This is a genomic window from Thiobaca trueperi (assembly GCF_004342175.1).
In the GTDB taxonomy this organism is placed as follows: domain Bacteria; phylum Pseudomonadota; class Gammaproteobacteria; order Chromatiales; family Chromatiaceae; genus Thiobaca; species Thiobaca trueperi.
On the sequence record NZ_SMAO01000001.1, the window covers coordinates 289,316 to 308,607 of the forward strand.

Sequence of the window (19,292 nt, forward strand, 5' to 3'; positions counted from 1 at the left end):
TTGGTGTTTCAATCCACGACCGGCCGGTTGACCGGGCGATGCAGCGCCACTGTAATCGCTTGATTCAACAGCGTGACGCCCGGAATGGGCGGGATCAATGCCCGCCCGAATTTCTACATCAGGCAGCCGATTTGCTGTCAGCCGCCTTGGCCGGGGCCGCTGGCTTGTCGGTCCCGCTGGACGAACCCGAGCCGCCTGCGTCCGCCGGCTTCGACTCCTTTTTCTCACCGCTGTCGTGCAGGTTCCGCTTTTTATCGCCGTCCTTTTTGAAATCGGTCTCATACCAGCCGCCGCCCTTGAGCCGGAAACCGGCGGCGGAGATCTGCTTTTTCAAAGTTGGCTGACCGCAGGCGGGGCAGTCGGTCAGCGGCGCATCGCTGATCTTCTGTATTTTCTCCAACTCGTGACCGCAGCTCTCGCAGCGATATTCATAAATCGGCATGATGTGTTTCCTCATGATTGTCAGTTGAGCAACGCCAGCCTCAGCAGGCAGGCCGGTCGTCGCCATCGAATCGGGTTGCGATGCGGCGCGGGATTCGCCTTAATGCGGGGCCATGCCCTGAACCGCAAGCCATTCCGGCCAGATGCCCATGACTCCAGACAACGCCCGCACCATCCTCATCACCGGCTGCTCCAGCGGTATCGGCCACCACTGCGCCCACGGACTCGCGCGGCGCGGCTGGCGCGTCATCGCCTCGGCACGCAAAACGGAGGATGTCGCCCGGCTCGGCGCCGAAGGTCTGACCGCGATCCGGCTGGATCTGGACGATCCGGTCAGCATTCGCACGGGGGTTGCGCAGACGCTCGACCTGACCCAGGGCCGGCTCGACGCGCTTTTCAACAATGGCGCCTACGGACAGCCGGGCGCGGTCGAGGATCTCAGCCGGGACGTGCTGCGTGCCCAACTGGAGACCAACCTGCTGGGCTGGCACGATCTGACCTGTCAGGTCATCCCGGTCATGCGCGCCCAGGGTCACGGACGCATCGTGCAGAACAGCTCCATCCTGGGCTTCATCCCACTCCCCTATCGCGGCGCCTATGTCGCCAGCAAATATGCGCTGGAAGGCTTGAGCGACACCCTGCGTCTGGAGCTGCGGGGCACGGGAATCAGCGTCTCGCTGATCGAGCCGGGGCCGATTGCGAGCCGCTTTCGCGCCAACGCCCATCGCGCCTTTCTGGACAGGATCGACCGCGAACGGAGCGTCCATCGCGACGCCTATCAACGGGCTGAGGCGCGACTGACCAAGGAAGGCCCGGCGCAGCCGTTCACCCTGCCGCCGTCGGCGGTCCTCCTCAAGCTCATCCACGCGCTGGAGCATCCACGCCCGAAGGCGCGCTATTATGTCACCTTCCCGACCCATCTGCTCGGCACGCTCAAGCGCATCCTGCCGACCAGCGGGCTGGACTGGGTGCTGGCGCGGGTGTCGCGCGGCGGAGAGGGATAGGCCGCCGCCAAGCTGCTTTCCTGATCAACATTTATTTCAAATGAACAGGATCAGGATCAGTTCAAAAATAAGTGAAACAACTCGACGAAAGAACACCTTTGCCACAGTCGTTGTCGTTGTCGTAATCGACAACGACAACGACAACGACCTTGCTAATGAATCATCCTGTTAATCCTGTCCATTGGCGGTCTTTCAAGCGGGTAAAAACTTTCCTGGAAAGTGCCTAAAGCGTCTCCAGGATCGCGCGCGCCTCATCCATTCCGGGAAAACGGTCATCCGTCTCCAGTGCGCGCGTGAGCTGGGTCTTGGCCTCATCCTGACGTCCGAGCGCGACATAGGCCATGCCAAGGTGATAGCGCACCTCCGCAGGCGTCGGCTCGATCAGACTGGCGGCCTTTTCCAGGGTGACGAGGGCCTGTTCCGCCTCCCCATTGCGCAACTGGACCCAGCCGAGCGTATCCAGCAAGACCCATTGATCCGAGCCCTCGAAACGCCGTGTCAGCTCACGCGCACGCGCCAGACGGGCCGGGTCGGCCCCCGGCCTGACCAGCAGCATCGCCAGATTGTTGATGACGGCATCCGCGTCCGGATTGCTTTTCAACACCTCGTCATAGAGATCAACGGCCTCGTCGCTGCCGCTTTCCTGAAGCGCCATGCCGAGCCTGAAGAGCAGAAAGGCATTGCGGTTGGTGGCCGTCACACCGGCGCGCAGGGTCTCGATGGCGGCTGGCAGATCGCCGCCGCCACCCTGCAATTCAGCAAGCTGGGCGTAGGCGATGGGTGATTTGGGATAGAGCGCGATCACCTGCCGGAACTGCGCCTGGGCATCCGCCGGACGCTGCATGGACACATAGACCTGTCCCAGCAGATTGAGCGCGGCGGCATTGACCGGCTGCTCCGCCAATAATTGCTTCAGGCGCTCTTCCGCTTTCTCGGGCTTGCCCATGACGACATAGGCCCGCGCCAGCGCCAGCATCGGCTCCATGGCATCGGGTCGCTTGGCGAGCGCGATCTCGAATTGCTGAATGCTCTCTTCCGGTTTTCCAGTCTGTTGCAGAATCAAACCCTTCAAATAATAGCCAAGCGGGTGTTCGGGACGGGTGGCAAGCAGATCCGCCGCCGTTTTCTCCATCGCCGCCCAATCCTGCTGGCTCAACTGGATGCGCGCCAGGGCGCTCTGCACGAGATCGTTGTCCGGAACACGTTCGAGAAAGTTCTGGAGCACGGTCGAGGCACCCTGGGCATCGCCGGTGTCAACCCGCAGTTGCGCCAGTTCCAGATAGGCCTGAGGTTCGGTTGGCACCGCCCTGATCGCCTTTTCCAGCGCATCCTGAGCCAGTGCGGTTTCCTTGCGCAGCACATGGGCCCGCGCCAGCAGACGCAACGCCGGCAACGAATTGGGCTCGTTCTGCAAAATGTTGCGGACATCCGCAATGGCCTGATCGGCATCATCGCGCCCGAGCGCAATGGCGGCCCGCACCATCAGGGCATCGGTTTCGCGCGGATCGTCCTTCAACACCTCGGCGACCAGCGCCGACGCCTCGTCCTGCCGGTTATTGGCAAGCAGGAGTCCGGCGAGCTTGCTGCGGGCGCGCAATCCCTGAGGACCGCGCACATCGCGGTCGATGATGGCGCGATAGACCGCCGTGGCGTCATCGGTACGTGCGGCGGCGGCATAGAGATTCGCAAGCGCAAAGCGTAACTCGTAGGCGTCGGGCATTGCGGCGACCCAGCCATTCAGCAGGGTCGCGGTCGGCTCGACACCACGCTGCCGGGCGGTCCACTCGGCCAGCAGCAGCCGGGCCTGGAGCTGCTCAGGGTTGGCGGTCACGGCGGCCTGCAACGCCTGTTCGGCGGCGTCCAGGTCTCCCTGCTGGGTCAGGAAGCCCGCCAGACGCGCCACATGCGCCAGTTCGCCGGGCTGGGAGGCGACCAGTTTTTCGAGTTGCACGCGCGCCGCCGCCGGGTCGCCACCGTCCAGACAGACGCTGGCCAGCGCAAGCCGCAACCGCACATCCTGCGGATAGGCCGCGACGGCGGTTTCCAGCAGACGCCGGGCCGCTTCAGGATCCTTCCGGGCGACATGGATTTCGGCCCGCAAAGCAAGCGCATTGCGATGGTTCGGCTCGGATTGCAGGACCGCTTCGGCATCGGCAGTCGCCTGCTCCAGATCGCCCTGCCGCGCACGCACCGCACCACGCAGCGCCAAGGCGTCCGCGAGTCCGGGATCGGCGGCCAGGATGATCTCGGCATCCGCCAGCGCCGCATCGAGCTGATTGGTGTCAAACAGCAGTTGGCCACGTTTCAGGCGCGCCGGCAGATTCTGGGGATCGAGCTCCACCGCCTTGCTATAGGCACCAAAGGCCGCACCCCAATCCTGGCGCGCAGATTCGGCCTCGGCCAGTCGGTACCAGGCCTGGCTATCCTTGGGATCGATTTGCAGCACATTCTTGAATTCGAGCCGGGCCTTATCGTAATCGCCCGCTTCCAGCAGTGTGAGACCGCGCTCGAAATAGGCCTGCTTGCGTTCATCGGCGCCACAGCCGACGAGCAGGACGGGCAACAGAACCAGCGGGGCCACCTTGAACCATCGTTTCATCGTGTACTCCAGTCAGTCAGACTCAATGCCAATCCGCCACGCCAGCGCCCGATCAGATCCTGATCGGCATCTCAGCCGCAGCCGTTTCAATCAACGCGAAGCGGTGGATGATAGCCAAGACCGCCATGCCCTGCACACCGCAGCAGACACCATCAAGTGGGAAACGCCGTCGCCGTCAGCGACCGCGCGCAAAACGTCGATCCAATTCCTCGTGCGTCAGACGGATCCAGGTCGGGCGGCCATGATTGCATTGATCGATGCGTTCGACCCGCTCCATGTCCCGCAGCAGCGCATTCATTTCATCCAGACTCAGGCGCCGATTGGCCCGCACCGCGCCATGACAGGCCATGGTCGCCAGCACGGCATGGACCGCCTCGTCGAGTCGCGTGCTCTGACCATGCTCGGACAGATCCGCAAGCAGATCGCGGACCAGACGCGACAGATCCGCCTGCCGCAGCAGGGCCGGCGCCTCGCGCACGACCAGCGAACCGGTATCGATGCGATCGATGATCAGCCCGAGCCGCGCCAGCATCTCCGACTGCTCATCCAGCAGCCCGGCCTCGCGCGGGCTGACCGTCACGGTCAGCGGGATCAGCAGCGGCTGACTGACCACCCGTCCCTGCTCCCAGGCGGTCTTGAGTCGCTCGTAACCGATCCGCTCATGAGCGGCATGGATATCGACAATGATGAGTCCGTCCGCCGTCTGAGCCAGCAGATAGACACCATTGAGCTGCGCCAGGGCATAGCCGAGCGGCGGCATCCCGGATTCTTGAACAGCGATGGGCGCGGAAGGGGCGCCCTCGGGCACAGGTCGCTGAAAGGCCAGATCCGCCCGATAGAGATCCGCCCGATAGCGATCAGGCGTTTCGCGAATGCCGAGCGGCAGATTGAAGGGGTGCGATGCCACTGACGCACTCGAACCCGAGTCCGATTGATGCGCGGCGCGCGGCGCGGCAGGTCCGTCCGCCGCCTGGAGCATCACCGTTCGCCCGGCGTCTGATGCGGCTCCCAGCGTTCCCAGACCCAGACAGCGCCGCAATACCCGAAAGATGAAATCGTGGACCTGTCGGCCTTCGCGAAAACGGACCTCATGCTTGGCCGGATGAACATTGACATCGACCAGCCGCGCCGGGAGTTCCAGAAAGAGCAGATAGGCCGGATGCCGGCCATGATGCAGCACGTCGCTGAACGCCTGACGCACCGCATGCGACACCAGCTTGTCGCGGACCATGCGCCCGTTGACATAGAAAAACTGCTGGTCGGCCTGACTGCGCGAGAAGGCCGGGCGCATCACCCAACCGTGGAGTCTGAGATCCACCGCTGTCTCCTCAAGTGGCAGCGACTGCTCCACGAAGTCGTTGCCCAACAGCCGTTTCAGACGCGCGTCGAGACGGGCCGCATCGTCGCCGGTCGCCGCCAGATCCACCACCGTGCGACCGTTATGGCGCAACTGGAAACCGATGTCCGGTCGCGCCAGGGCGATGCGGCGGACGACCTGCTCCAGATGATCGAACTCTGTCTTCTCGGTGCGCAGAAACTTGCGACGCGCGGGGACATTGAAGAAGAGATCACGAATCTCGACGCTGGTCCCCGGCGGATGGGCGGCGGGACGCAGGGGCTCGATCTGTCCATCGGCACCGACCGTCACCTCCCAGGCCATCCCCTCCCCTTCGTCTGCGCCGGACAGGGCCGCCCGCGAGGTCAGGGTCAGCCGGCTCACCGAGGCGATGCTGGGCAGCGCCTCGCCGCGAAAGCCGAGCGTGGCGACCGCTTCCAGATCGGCCAGATCCACGACCTTGCTGGTCGCATGCCGCGCCAGCGCCAGCGCCAGTTGCTCGCGCGGAATGCCGCCGCCGTCGTCGCGCACCCGCAGCCGCTTCACCCCGCCCTGCTCGACGTCGATCTCGATCCGCGTACAGCCGGCGTCCAGACTGTTTTCAATCAGTTCCTTGACGACCGAGGCCGGACGCTCGACCACCTCGCCAGCGGCGATCTGGTTGACGAGATGACTGGAAAGCAGACGGATGGGGTTGGTCATGTCTGACGCCGAAGCAGGCTGGCGGACGGCGATGTCGTCGCCTGCCATGTGGCTCTGCTCCGCTCCGCTTTGCACAGCCAGACGTGTTTCAGTCGTACATCAATTCGGACCAGCGACCGTCTTCGATCAGGTGTCGCTTGAGCTGCTGCCAGGTCTCCGGCGAGCCGGCCTGTTCGGCCATGACCCGGTCAAACACCTGCGCGACCTTGCCCAGCCCGGACAGAAAGACATGGGTATCGGGTTCGTTGATGAGCTGCCAGGTCTCGATGGCATGGTCGGCAAGACCCTGCGCCAGTGCCTGTGAGGAGGTTGTCAGCGGGCGTGTGCCGAGCGCGCGGAAGGCCTTGAAGGTCTTGTCATCGTAATAGTTGGCAAGGTCGCTGATCTCGTCATTGGCGTACATGAGATCAAGACCGCTGCGTCCGCCATAGTAGAGCCGCACCTGACCGCGCCAGCCGCCCTGATGTTCATAGATATGCTGGACGAAGGCGCGAAACGGCGCAATGCCGGTGCCGGTGCCGATCATCAGCAGATTGGCGTCTTCGTTCTGAGGAATGCGGAACGGGCTCAAATAAGGTCCGCTGAGTGTGATGCGGTCGCCCGGTTGGGCGTCGCACAGATAATTCGAGGCAATGCCTGGATAACGCTCGCCGCTGACCTCGTCGAGATAGAAACAGCGCCGGACGAGGATGTCCAGGGTTACGCCCGCGTTTGATCCCTGCGCATTGGCGATGGAATAACGACGCAGATGATAGGGATTGCCAAACGGATGCGGACCCGGCACCACGACGCCGATGCTCTGCCCCGCGACGAAGCGCAGACCCGGATCCAGGACGTCGAGGGTCAGATGACGCACCTCTTCCGCCGTGTCCGGGGTGATGCGCTGAGACAGCTTGAGCACGGCTTCGGTGGTTGGACCGATCTCGGGTGGAAGTTGATTCATCGTGCTGATTCCTCAATGCCGCAGCCAGCCGGCTGTGGGGCAATAAAACGAAAGACTGATCGAATAGACGGGATTCGAATGGACAGGATTAACAGGATTGCCCAGGATGGACAGGATGTTTCAAACCATTGTTTTTAATACTGTCCAATGACGGCTGCTCGCACCGGCCGCTGCCGCAGGAACAGCCGCCGTCTTCGCGCCGAAAGGGGCCAAGTTGCGGATTTGCCGTCGCAAAGCGCGCATACAGCCATTGCACCCAGACCCAACCGGCCAGCACGGCGAAGACGATCAGCGGGGCCAGCAGGACTTTAACCATGCCCGCTCCCCAGCCCGGCGAAGCCCATGAAGGCCAGCGACAGCAGACCCGCCAGCATCAGACTCAGGGCCGCGCCCTGACTCACGCTCGGTACCCGCGCCAGGGCGAGCTTTTCGCGCAGCCCGGCCATCAGCATCAGGGCCAGCATGAAACCGGCCCCGGCGCCGGTGGCATAGACCAGACTCTGCACGAAATCGTATTCCTTCGCGGTCTGGAACAGCGCCAGACCCAGGATGGCACAGTTGGTGGTGATGAGCGGCAGAAAGATCCCCAGCGAGCGAAAGAGCGTCGGGCTGGTCTTCTTCACGAACATCTCGACCAGTTGCACCGTCGAGGCAATCACGGCGATGTAGCAGATCAGACGCAGAAAGAGCAGATCCAGCTCGGTCAGCAGCCAGTTGATGCCGAAGGCGGCGACCGAGGTCACCAGCATCACGAACAGGGTCGCCAGCCCCATGTTCCAGGCCGTCTCCTTCTTGGCCGAGACGCCAAGAAAGGGACAGATGCCGAGAAAGAGCGCCAGCACGAAATTATTGACCAGCGCGGCGTTGAGAAAGATCAGCGACAGGGGTTCAGCGTGCATGGACGGTCGCTCCGCTCGGCGCCGGATGTTGCTTGCGCAGACGCAGCCAGTTGAAGAAGAGCAGCCAGGTTCCAAGCACGAAGAAGCCGCCGGGCGGCAGCATCATGATGACCCAACCCTGAAAATTGTCCGAAAAGAGCTGGACGCCCAGGATACTCCCGCTACCGAGCAACTCGCGCACCGTGCCCAGACTCAGGAGGGCCAGGGTGAACCCGACGCCCGTGCCCAGACTATTGACGATGGTCGGCAGCAACCGTTGCTTGGAGGCGTAGGCCTCTGCACGACCCAGGATGATGCAGTTGACGACGATGAGCTGGATAAAGGCGCCGAGCGCGGCATAGAGTTCCAGACTGATCGCCTGAATCAGATAATCGACCAGGGTCACGAAGGTGGCGATGATGACGATATAGCTGGCGATGCGCACCTGCTTGGGAATCCAGTTGCGCAACGAAGACACCAGCGCGCCCGAGAAAATCAGCACGAAGGTCGTAGACAACCCCATGCCCAGTGCATTCAGGGTGGAATTGGTGACGGCCAGCGTCGGACACATGCCAAGCAGCATGACGAACACTGGATTTTCTTTCCAGAGACCGCGAATGAAGGTATCCGCTGTCAGCGACTCTTCCCGCTCGAACAGGAACGCGGACGCCTCTTTTCCCGCACCCTGATTGGCTGTTTCGGCCATGTCTGATCTCTCCCCGGTCAGTTCGGTTGCGACAGCGTCGCCAGCTCGCGCTGGATGGCTGGAATGGCGCGCTGCGCGGCCTGATTCGCCGCCCTGCCCATCGCCCGCGAGGAGACGGTTGCGCCCGTGATGGCATCGATCTGCCAGGGATCGGTCTTGGTGCCATGTTTGACGGTGACGATGGCGTTGGCGAGCGCGGTGCCCTCGGCGTTCAGGCTGGCATCCAGCGCCTTGAAATTCTCAAGAAAGGCGGGATCGGTATCCAGCTTGTCGCCAAACCCGGGCGTCTCGTTGGATTTCAGCACCTTGCTGCCAGTGATGCACCGGCAGCCCGGATCGTAGGCAAACATCACCCGCACCGGCCCTGCATAACCTGCCCCCGTGCCGGTGATCGCCAGCCCGACCAGCCGGCCAGCCGCATCATAGGCCGCATAAACCGGATCGCCGACGACGCCTGCCGACGCCGGCTCCAGATGCCTTTCGGCGGTCACGACGAAATCGCGCTTGGTGGCCGCGCCCGGCAGCACCTGAAAGACCAGCCGCTCGGTCAGGATGCGCTGTTTGTCGGCGATCAGGGGCAAGGTCGTCTGATAGGCGACGACCACCAGCAGGCCCGAGATCACGGCGATCACGACCAGCGTGCGCAGCATGAGCCAGGCCGGCGTGGCGGCGGGTGGCGGTTGAGTCTGTACGTCGGCATTCATCATTTGTCTGCTTGCGGGGAATCGACAGGATTAACAGGATTTTTCAGGATTGACAGGATTTGTAGAGGGTGACATTCCTGTTTCTGACTCATCCTGACAATCCTGTTAATCCTGTTAATCCTGTTAATCCTGTTAATCCTGTTAATCCTGTCTAATTGGAACGTCACTTCGAGCCATAGACGCGCGGCTGGGTCCAGCTTGAAATCAGCGGGCCGACGGCGTTGCCGAGCAGGATGGCGTACATCACGCCCTCCGGCAGTCCGCCAAACAGACGGATGACGACCGTCAGCACGCCGATGAAGAGTCCATAGAGGATCGCCCCCTTCGCCGTCACCGGCGAGGCGACCATGTCGCTGGCCATGAACCAGGCGGCGAGCATGAGCCCGCCCGAGCAGAGCACGAATCCGGGGCTCGGATAGAGGTGCGGATCGAGCAGCCAGAACGGCAGCGCGGTCAGGGCCGCGCCAGCCAGCACGCTGACCGGGATGCGCCAGTCGAGCATCCGCCGCCAGGCCAGCCACAACCCGCAGAGCAGGATCAGCAACGCCGAGGTCTCGCCGGCGGAACCCGCAATCAGGCCGGTGAAGGCATCGGTCAGCGGCGCTTCGAGATGCTGGAATTTCTGCATCGCCAGCGGGGTCGCCCCGGTCCAGCCGTCCAGGTTCAGCCCGGCGACCCAGTCCGCGACCGGGACCGGCTGCATGAAGGGCAGCGTCAGCGTCGAGGGGATCAGCTCGACGAAACGCCCCGGCGCGAAGGCCGGGGTCCAGGTGGTGATGGCGACCGGAAAGGCCGCCTGCACGAAGGCGCGCCCCACCAGCGCCGGATTCATGACGTTGTAACCCAGTCCGCCGAAGAGCGCCTTGCCCAGCGCGATCGCGACGAAGGCCGCAACCGCCGCCATCCACAGCGGAAAGCCCGGCGGCAGGGTCAGGCCCAGCAGCAGCCCGGTGATGACCGCCGACCAGTCGCCAATGGTATTGCCCTGACCGCTCTGACGGGCAAAGAACCATTCGGTCAGGACCGCCACGCCCGTTGTGGTGACAAGCAGCAGCAGCGCGCTCAGACCGAACTGCCAGACCGCAAAGGCGCTGATCGGCATGAGCGCCAGCACCACGGAACGCATGATCCGGTCAACCGTCATCTTCCGCTTGAGATGCGGCGATGAGCGGATTTCGATGTCTTTAACCATGCCTTATCCTTTTCTGTCGCGATTGATCGACTTGGCGATGCGGAAATACTGGGTCAGCGGAATATTGGACGGGCAGACATAGGCACAGCAGCCGCACTCGAAGCAGTGATCGAGATGATGCTGCCCGGCCATGGTCGCGTAATCGCGTACCAGCGCCAACTCACCCAACAACGAAGGATTCAGCGACATCGGGCAGGCGTTCAGGCACTCGCCGCATTTGATGCAGGGATAGACCCGGAGGTCTTTCTGGCTGCTCTCCTCGCGTTCCATGACCAGAACGCCGGACACCGGCTTGGTCACCGGCACATCCAGCGAGGCGACCGACATGCCCATCATGGGTCCGCCCAGGATCACCTGCCCGATGGCGCCATGCAGACCGACCTGTTTGAGCAGGAAACGCAGCGGGGTGCCGATGGGCACCATAAAATTGCCGGGGCGCTCGACCAGCGGCCCGCTGACCGTCACCACCCGCTCGATCAGTCCCCGGCCTTTGGGCAGCAGATCGCCCATCTGCGCCAGGGTGCCGACGTTATAGACCGCCACGCCCACATCCGCCGTCAGACCGCCGGGCGGAATCTCCAGCCCCAGCAGGCTCTTGATGAGCATCTTCTCGGCGCCCTGGGGATATTTGGTCTTGACCGCCTCGACGGTGATCGGCAGATGGGCCGGAAGACGCGCCCGCAGATGCGCCAGCGCATCGGGCTTGTTGTCCTCGATGCCGATGATGGCGCGCTCGGCGCGGGTCGCCCGCAGCGCGATCCGGATACCGCGCATCAGGGCATCCGTGTGCTCCAGCATGATGCGATGATCGCAGGTGAGATAAGGCTCGCACTCGCAACCGTTGACCACCAGGGTCTCGATGATGCGCCGCCCCGGCGGTTTCATCTTGACATGACTGGGAAAGGCGCCGCCGCCAAGCCCGACCAGACCGGCATCCTGGACAGCATGAATCAAGTTCTTCGCATTCATCCGCTCCGGTTCGCAGTCCAGACCGTAGAGCACCTGCTGACTTGCGGCGTGATAGACCTTGAGAAAAATCGCCGGGGTCTTGGGGCCTTCAGCGGTCGGCGCCAGACCGATGGCGCGGATCACGCCCGTGGCCGGCGCATGCATGGGCACCGACACGAAGCCATCGGCCTGAGCGATGGGTTCGCCGCGCACCACTTCCTGGCCGACCTTGACCACGGGAATCGCCGGACGCCCCTTGTGCTGCGATAGCGGGATGATCAGCTCGGGCGCAAACGGCAGCCGCCGGATCGGCTGACCGGCCGTCAGTTCCTTATGCTCGACCGGGTGGATGCCGTGGCCAAAGGTTTTCGGGCGCTGAAAGAGGTTGAGCACGTCAGCCATGCTCACGCTGATGGGCTTTGATCATGCGCCCCAACGAGCGCAGGGCATCATTCACTTCCCGGGCGCTGCGAAAGATCTCGGCAACATCGTCATCCAGCTTCACCAGATTCGTCCCTTCTCGATAGCTGGCCGCATATTTGCCGCGCATGCCACCCGAAAAATCATATTCATCCAGCATGTCGGGATCGCTCTGCTCAGTCATTCCCCCTCTCCCCAACCCCTCTCCCGCGAGGGGAGAGGGGCTAATACCCCAAAAAAATCAACCTCATCCGGATTGCAGCGCAATCCGGATTACTGGTACTTCGCGGCGCGTTTGAGCAGCTTGTCCACATCCGCCTCAGCCGGATTCCAGGGCGTCCCCGGATGGATGCACTCGGCGCTGCATTTTTCAGCGGCCTTGACGATGTCCTTGAAGGATCCCGCTTTGGGATTGGCGATCTCGATCTTTTTGTCGCCGTTGTACCTGAAAATGCTGGGGTTGATGTTGATGCATTCGTCGCAGGCGGTGCATTCGGGGGTCTCGACCCAGACCGCCTCCCAGTCGGCTGATGACCCGTTGCCGGAGCCGTTGGCACCAGCCGCCACGCCGTTGCCGCCGTGTCCGTTGCCGCCTGCCAGGGCCGCAAGATCGCCGCCGGCCATCGCCAGCAGACTGGCGGTAAGCTTCTGCGCCATCTCGGCCTTGGCCTCGTTGCGTACCTGTTCGACATCGACCCGGTTCAGTCCGCCGCAGAGTCCGCGCAACTGGGTCCAGAAGCCGCGCCGCTCCTCGCAGCTCAGCACCAGCTCCTGGGCGACCAGCACGCGCATCAGACGGTTTTTGGCATCCACGCCCCAGATATAGGGATAACGCCCGTCGCGCCCGTCCTCGTCCAGATCCAGGAATTCGGCCAGCGGGATCATGGCGTCGTTCCAGGTCTCGGGTGGCGCCTTGCGGAAATGTTTGCGGAAACGACCCTCGGTCATGGCGAAATCGGCGAAGGTGAAGGGCACCTCCATCGCCGCCGGCTCACCCTTGTCGTTGGTGTACTTCAGGGTCCAGGAAATCCAGTCGCGATCCGGTTCCGGATTGCCCGCGATGGAACAGCATTCCTCGAAGCTCGCGCCCAGATCCGGGTTATAGGTGAAGAGCGGATAGGCGCGCGACTCCACCGCCATGCGGGCATGCCTGTTCGACATGTCGTCGCCGATGCCATGCTCGGGCTGGCAGGAGGTGTAGATATTGAACAGCGCCGGACGCCGCGAGTTGATGCCGTCGATATAGCCCTCCAGCAGATGCGTCAGGTGCGACGCCGAGCTGCTGAGGACAAAGCTGGTCCGGTGCGCCATGCCGATCAGACCCATTTCCTTGCGGATCTCGGTCTTGCCTTTCCACTGCTTGCCATAGGGCGCCATGTCCGCGACCTGACCGATGAAGCCCGAGGTGCAGGACTGACCGCCGGTGTTGGAATACGCCTGGGTGTCGAGCACCAGGATCTTGACCGGATGCCCGGTCATGAGCGCACGCGAGAGGTTCTGGAAGCCGATGTCGTACATGGCCCCGTCGCCGCCGACCGCGACCACCGGGGGACAGAGATGCCATTCCTCGTCGCTGAAGTCCTTCCAGCCGAAATAGGTCAGACTGGATTGCGGGTCGCTCGGCTTGAAGCGGCCTTCCAGCTCCAGACGCGCCTGACGGATCGCCTTGAAGCCCTCGCCCATCCGGCGCATGTGGCCCTCGAAGAGACCCAGCGCCATGGAGGGCGCATCCTGGAAGAGGTTGTTCGACCAGGGGAAGGGATAGGGGTTGTAGGGGAAGGTCGCGCCCCACACCGACGAGCAGCCGGTGGCGTTGACGAAGCCCAGGCTGGCGCGCGGCTGCGGGCTGACATACTGCGCCCTGAGATGACGCAGCTTGTCGAGCAGCCCGGTGACCCAGCGCAGCCAGTCAGGATCGACCGGCTGTGCATGGCGGCCCTCCAGTTCCGCCGACAGGCTGGACAGGGTCAGATCGCCGTCCTGATGGGTCTGCACGGCCTTGGCGATGGCGGCGCTGTCGCTCAGATCCATGCTGGCGGCCAGCTTGAGCCGGACATGGGTCTCCAGCCGGTTGATGAGATCCTCGATCTCGGCCACATGGCGCCTGACGCGCGGCTGCATGAGCGCGGTGACGGTGGCGGTGAAGAGATGGATCGCCGTCTTCTCGCCGCAGCCCATGCAGGAACCGTCGCCCGACACCATCGACTGATAGCTGGTCTTGTCGAGCAGCAGGGTTTCGAGCGCGCCGACCTTGTCGTCCAGGTTCTCGATGCGGATGAAATCGGGATCGGTCGTCGGCAGGTCGAGCCACATGCCCCAGCGCGACTGCATCTGGCGGATGCTGGCATCGGTCTGGGGTTCGTCGATCAGTGCACCGTCGCCGCAGACCTCGATGCACTCCATGCAGCCTTTGCAGGTGTAGGGATTCACGGTAATGCTGAAGAGCCCGCCGCTGCCCTTCTGCTTCTTCTCGCGATTGGTCCAGTAGGGCTTGGTGATGGCGAACTGATAATCGCCGAGCGCCTGCATCAGAAGCCCGAATTCCTGTTCCATCACGGTTTTCTGTTCCGGTTCGCCAGCGAAGGCGGCGAGCGTCTCCAGCACCGCCTGATCCATGAGCAGACGCAGATCGGCGGACTCGCCCGCCCCCTCGACCAGTTCGCGCAGACGTTTCTCGACATTGCGTGTCTCGCGGCGCAGATGCTGGGTCGGCATGCCGCGCTCGACCCGTGCGATGGCGGTGGCGAAGACATCGGAGATTTTATTGACCAGACCCGGGATGGCGCTGTCCGGACAGACCGAGAAACAGTTGCCACAGGCGGTGCAGTTCTCGGGAACGAATTTCGGATAGGAAAAACGGATCTGGGTCATGTCGCGATAGACGCCGGTGGAGGCCGGCATCAGCGACAGGGCCATCTGCGGATCAGCCAGATTGTCACTGCCGCGACCCGTGGCGTAGAAGGCGCCGGTCTGTTCCCAGAAACGATGGACATCGGTGACGCCGCCGTCGCCCTCAGGCAGTGCCTTGAGCATGACCGGCAGACCGACCTCCTGACGCGGCATAAGCTGCCCGCCAATGATCGGCTTCTCGGTGATCTCGACGATCTCATCGAAACCGCGCCGCACGATGCGCAGATTGTCCTGCACCACGCGCTCGCCCTTGCCGCCGAACTTGGCGCGGATCTGCTCTTCCATCGCGGCAAAGAGACCGGCCTCGGTCAGCCCGGCGCGCTCCATCAACGGCGAGGCCGCAAAGAAGGCGCCCTGGAAGGCGTTGCCCTGCATACGGAACTGCAACTCGGGATCGGACGCCTCTTCGCGGGCGATTTTGAAGCCGTCGATGTAGAAGACGCGGATCTCGCGCTCGATCATGAAGCGGCGCGCGGCGGGCGGGAAGCTCATCCACACCTGTTCGGGGTCGGTCAGGCTGGACTGGATGACGAAGGCGCCGCCGCGATCCAGACCGGACAGCGGATTGGAGTGGGTGAAGACATTGGGATCCGGGCTCAGGACCACATCGACATAGGTGTATTCGCAGTTGAGCCGGATCGGCTCGGGCGCGGCGGAGAGGAAATAGGTCGTCGGCTGGCCTTTCTTCTCCGAGCCGTATTTGGGGTTGGCGCGGATGTCGAAACCCAGCAGATCATAGAGGGTCATCGCCAGATTCTTGCCGGTGGTCACCGCACCCCAGCCGCCGACCGAGTGCATGCGCACCGTGACCGCACCCTTGGGCAGCAGGTTGGGATTTTCGCTGCCGCGCAGCGCCAGTTCGCCAAGACGCGGATAGGCGTCCTTGAGCTGCTGGATGCGGATCTCGTCCTTGGGGTCGGTCGCTTCACGCAGGAAATCAATCGACAGATAGAAGAATTTGCGCTGCGGTCCATCGGGCAGCATGTTCTCGATCGCTGCGATCACACCCTCGGGCTGGAGATCGCGCGACCCCAGGCCATAGCAGCCGGAATAGAGTCGCGGCATCTCGCCTGCTTTGTAGGTCGGATACTGCGGATAGGGCAGCGCCTCGCCCTTGCCGGCCATGCCGTTTTCCAGGCATTTGGTCAGCGCCGCGCGGATCTCGCACATGATCGGCAGATCCTCGGCCAGCGGCTGATCGGTGCGCTCCAGGATGGCGACGCCCTTCCGGCCCTGGAGCAGACGCGCGATGAGATCGCCGGGGAAGGGCCGGAACATGGTGAGATTGACCACGCCGACCTTGAGTTTGCGGGTCTCGCGCAGATAATCGGCGACCGCCTCGGCCTGGGTGATGAGACTGCCCTGACCGATGAGCAGATACTCGGCATCCTCGCAGCGATAACCGCTGGCGCGCTGATAACGCCGTCCGGTCAGTGCGGCATATTCGTCCATCACCTGATCGGCGATCTCTTCGATGTGGTCGAAGAAATAGGGACGCTGCGCAGCGACCGCCTGCATGTAGGCGTCCTGGTTCTGCACCGTACCCGACGAGACCGGATGGTCCACGTCCCACACCAGCGGCACACGCCGACGGGTCGGGCCATAGACCAGACGCTGGGCCGGGGTCGGGCACTCGATGATGTCGTCCGGACGCCCGCAGAATTCGGCGATGAGTGCGCGCTCAGGCACCATCAGCGGTTCGATCAGATGCGTGGTCAGAAAACCGTCCTGGCCGACCGCCGCCGGGGTCAGGGTCAGTTCAGCGATCTTGCGGGCGATCAGATTGAGGTCAGCGGCCTCCTGGGCATTCTTGCCGAAGACCTGGAAAAAACCGGTGTCGTCGATGCAGTGATAATCGTCGTGGGCGCAATGGACGTTCAGACTCGCCTTGGTGATGGCGCGCGAGCCGATGTTGAGCACATAGGGCAGACGCTTGCCGACGGCGGCATAGAGCGACTCGTGCATGAAGGCCACGCCCTGTGCCGAGGAGAAATTGGTCGCGCGCAGCCCGGTCATGGACATGCCGGCGGTCACGGCGGCAGCGGCGTGCTCGGACTCGGGTTCGACGAAGATCAGCGGATTGCCCGAGATGTTGAGATGCCCGTTGGCGATCTCCTCGGCCCAGTATTCGCCCATCTGGGTGGACGGCGTGATCGGATAGGCGCCAGCGGCATCGGACGCCTCGCGCTCGCAGAGGATGACGGCGGTGTTCCCGTCCATCGCCATACGGGTGCCAGGATACTTGAACTGCTTGTCGTCTTTCTTGCCGAACATGGGCCTTTATCTCGTGTTGAACCTTCATGACGCCAGCCTTGAAAATAGATCGGGCAAAGGCGCAAAGGGGATTTTTATCAGTCGTCAGATTTAAACCGCATCCAACGCGACATGCGTCATTTTCAATTTGCGTTTAGCTCTGTAGATGTCACCAGCGTCAGTGGGACGCAGTTTAAAATCTCATATTATTTAATACCTTAAACCGCGCCGACTCCGACAGTCATTGAGTCTGCCGCGGCCAAATCTGATCAAAAAATCACATACCGTGCTGGGCGCGGTTTAAGCTGACAGCGCTTTCTTACGGACAACCTTGCGGGCATCCCGACCTTTTTCGACACGTCCCGACTCCAGCCAGACGATGGCGCCGGTCGGACAGCGTTCGAGCGCCACCCTGGAGGCGAGGTCGTTCTTGGTGTAATCAATGACGGCCAGACCGTCCTGGATCTGGATCAGCCCTTCTGGCGAATCCTGGGCGCAGCGTCCGCAGGCGGTGCAGGCCACTTCGCAATGCTGTTCGGCCAGTGCGCCGAACTCGGGATTTTTGCAGGCGATCCAGAGACGATGACTGAGCGGCTCAATGCTCAGGAGATCCTTCGGGCAATGGGTCACGCAATCGCCGCAGGCGGTGCAGCGATCCTCGTCGATTACCGGCAACCCCTGAGCATTCATCCTGATGGCGGCGAATTTGCATGCCTTTTCGCAATCGCCAAAGCCGAGACAGCCCCAGGCGCAGCCACGTCCGCCGCCAGCGACCAGTGCAGCGGCGCGACAGGATGGAATGCCACGATACGTCGCCCGCACATGGGCAACATTGCCGCCGCCAGCGCAGGCCAGACGCGCAACCCGCTTTTCATCCACCCCCAGATCGACGCCCAGAAAATCGGCGATGACCTGATTCAGCGACGAGGAATTGGCCGTGCAGCGCGAAGGCTCGATCTCACGCTTCACCAGCAGCTCAGCAAAGGGGCGACAGCCGGCCGTCCCACAGGCGCCGCAGTTGGCCTTGGGCAGCAGATCCTCGACCTGATCGATGCGGGGATCTTCATAGACATACAGCCGTCGGTTCGCCATAACGAGCATCAGGGCGAGCAGCAGGCCGAGCGCTGCCATGAAACCAACGGCAGTGAGGATGGTTGCCATAAAAACTGCAAATCCGGAAAAAAGCGGTCAGGGGAGTCGGGATTCAGGAAGGGAACCACTCGCCCAGGTCAGGCGTCCCGAAGGGTGTGACAGGATCGCTGCAAAAGAGGATCGCGTTGGCGGCGCCAGAAAAATTAAGGCTACTTTACCGAACGATGATCGTTTGATGCTCCTGAATATTTCAATCGTTAACATTAAAAGAGATAAGCTTATTGCTTTCGGATCATTCGAATCCCTCGACCACCTTCGTCACCAGCCCGGTCGCCAGGGCGTCAGACAGCGAAATCAGCAGGATCTGATTGTTCGGAACCGAGGCGGCGGCGATGGCGACATCCGCATCGATGCCCATCTCGCGCAGATAGCGGAAGGAATCGGCGACATAGAGCTGACCGCCTTCGTGACTGCTGTAACGGCTCGGCACCCGGCTCTGATGGATGCCGAGCCTGGCGTTCTGCGTCACATAACGCTCGACCCCGCCCGCCAGCACATCGACACAGGCCGAGGTGCAGGCCCGATCAACCGCCGTGCGCAGTCCATTCACCCGCAGAAAACGACCCAGCTCACGCGCCTCATGAACCGAGCCGCCGGGGCTGTTGATGACCAGCCCGATGGCCCGGCGCCGGTTCAGTTCGGCGATGGTCTGCGCCGCGAATCCGGGAGCGATCTCGGCACCATCGATCCGCAGCCAGGCGGTGCGCGGCTGACCGTCGGGCTCAAACCGAACCAGGGCTGAAGTCACCCCGGTGTCGTCAGCCAGACGCTCACAGGCCTCGACCGCCCGCGCGATCAGCGCCAGACCGCGCGATTGATAGACCTGAATCAACCGATTGGCGCGCGCGACGACCGCCCCCAACGGATAGCCATATTGATTCGTGGCGGCGATGACAGTGGTGTCGGTCGTCGCCACATCGTTCGTCTGACCGACCCGGAGCAGATGACAGGCAGCGATGGTCGAGAGCTGTTCGTCCCGATTGACGCCCGGTACCGCAGCGGTCGGGGCGGGCGTCGGCCCATCCCGACTGACCGGCGTGCAGCCGGACAGCGCGAGCGCCGTCAGCAGGACGATCAGCCTGATGCGCAAGCGCCGCATCGCCC

15 protein-coding genes are annotated in these 19,292 nt (G+C 62.9%); 1 reads left to right on the top strand and 14 read right to left on the bottom strand.

Features of this window, described 5'->3' with window-relative positions:
- Positions 1 to 118: 118 nt before the first annotated feature.
- Positions 119 to 442, bottom strand: a complete 324-nt coding sequence (locus EDC35_RS01295) for an FmdB family zinc ribbon protein (protein WP_132975031.1) — start codon at positions 440 to 442, stop codon at positions 119 to 121.
- Between the two features lie 148 nt (positions 443 to 590).
- Here EDC35_RS01295 and EDC35_RS01300 point away from each other — a divergent pair, with 148 nt between their 5' ends.
- Complete coding sequence (locus tag EDC35_RS01300) at positions 591 to 1,445, top strand: SDR family oxidoreductase (protein WP_132975032.1); 855 nt, start codon at positions 591 to 593, stop codon at positions 1,443 to 1,445.
- A gap of 223 nt (positions 1,446 to 1,668) precedes the next feature.
- On the opposite strand, the gene EDC35_RS01305 is transcribed toward EDC35_RS01300, so the two are convergent.
- The 13 genes from EDC35_RS01305 to EDC35_RS01365 form a co-directional block, all read right to left on the bottom strand.
- Positions 1,669 to 4,044 (bottom strand): tetratricopeptide repeat protein, encoded by a 2,376-nt coding sequence (locus EDC35_RS01305; protein WP_132975033.1) that lies wholly within the window; start codon positions 4,042 to 4,044, stop codon positions 1,669 to 1,671.
- A 175-nt stretch (positions 4,045 to 4,219) separates the two neighbouring features.
- The gene (gene mutL / locus EDC35_RS01310; RefSeq protein ID WP_424565283.1) at positions 4,220 to 6,130 is read right to left on the bottom strand and encodes a DNA mismatch repair endonuclease MutL; all 1,911 of its coding nucleotides are present in this window, start codon (positions 6,128 to 6,130) and stop codon (positions 4,220 to 4,222) included.
- A 40-nt stretch (positions 6,131 to 6,170) separates the two neighbouring features.
- A complete protein-coding gene (locus EDC35_RS01315) occupies positions 6,171 to 7,025 on the bottom strand; it encodes a ferredoxin reductase domain-containing protein (RefSeq protein ID WP_132975034.1) in 855 nt (284 codons plus the stop codon).
- Positions 7,026 to 7,113: 88 nt separating this feature from the next.
- Complete coding sequence (locus tag EDC35_RS01320; RefSeq protein WP_132975035.1) at positions 7,114 to 7,341, bottom strand: hypothetical protein; 228 nt, start codon at positions 7,339 to 7,341, stop codon at positions 7,114 to 7,116.
- Entirely contained in the window at positions 7,334 to 7,924 is a 591-nt protein-coding gene (locus tag EDC35_RS01325; protein WP_132975036.1) for an electron transport complex protein RnfA, read from the bottom strand. Before EDC35_RS01325 ends, EDC35_RS01320 begins: the two co-directional genes overlap by 8 nt.
- Entirely contained in the window at positions 7,914 to 8,609 is a 696-nt protein-coding gene (gene rsxE, locus EDC35_RS01330) for an electron transport complex subunit RsxE (protein ID WP_132975037.1), read from the bottom strand. The genes EDC35_RS01325 and rsxE overlap by 11 nt, the downstream gene beginning before the upstream one ends.
- 17 nt (positions 8,610 to 8,626) lie before the next feature.
- Positions 8,627 to 9,316, bottom strand: a complete 690-nt coding sequence (locus EDC35_RS01335; RefSeq protein ID WP_341539418.1) for an RnfABCDGE type electron transport complex subunit G — start codon at positions 9,314 to 9,316, stop codon at positions 8,627 to 8,629.
- Between the two features lie 160 nt (positions 9,317 to 9,476).
- Positions 9,477 to 10,505: an RnfABCDGE type electron transport complex subunit D gene (locus tag EDC35_RS01340; RefSeq protein WP_132975038.1), complete on the bottom strand. Its 1,029-nt coding sequence runs from the start codon at positions 10,503 to 10,505 to the stop codon at positions 9,477 to 9,479.
- 3 nt (positions 10,506 to 10,508) lie between these two features.
- Positions 10,509 to 11,855: an electron transport complex subunit RsxC gene (rsxC, locus tag EDC35_RS01345; protein ID WP_132975039.1), complete on the bottom strand. Its 1,347-nt coding sequence runs from the start codon at positions 11,853 to 11,855 to the stop codon at positions 10,509 to 10,511.
- Positions 11,848 to 12,057 (bottom strand): hypothetical protein, encoded by a 210-nt coding sequence (locus EDC35_RS01350; RefSeq protein WP_132975040.1) that lies wholly within the window; start codon positions 12,055 to 12,057, stop codon positions 11,848 to 11,850. The genes rsxC and EDC35_RS01350 overlap by 8 nt, the downstream gene beginning before the upstream one ends.
- A gap of 89 nt (positions 12,058 to 12,146) precedes the next feature.
- Positions 12,147 to 17,057, bottom strand: coding sequence for a 2-oxoacid:acceptor oxidoreductase family protein (locus EDC35_RS01355; protein WP_132975041.1), 4,911 nt, complete (start codon positions 17,055 to 17,057; stop codon positions 12,147 to 12,149).
- Between the two features lie 279 nt (positions 17,058 to 17,336).
- A complete protein-coding gene (locus tag EDC35_RS01360) occupies positions 17,337 to 18,197 on the bottom strand; it encodes a (Fe-S)-binding protein (RefSeq protein ID WP_132975042.1) in 861 nt (286 codons plus the stop codon).
- Between the two features lie 223 nt (positions 18,198 to 18,420).
- Complete coding sequence (locus EDC35_RS01365) at positions 18,421 to 19,287, bottom strand: COG3904 family protein (protein WP_132975043.1); 867 nt, start codon at positions 19,285 to 19,287, stop codon at positions 18,421 to 18,423.
- Positions 19,288 to 19,292: the final 5 nt, after the last annotated feature.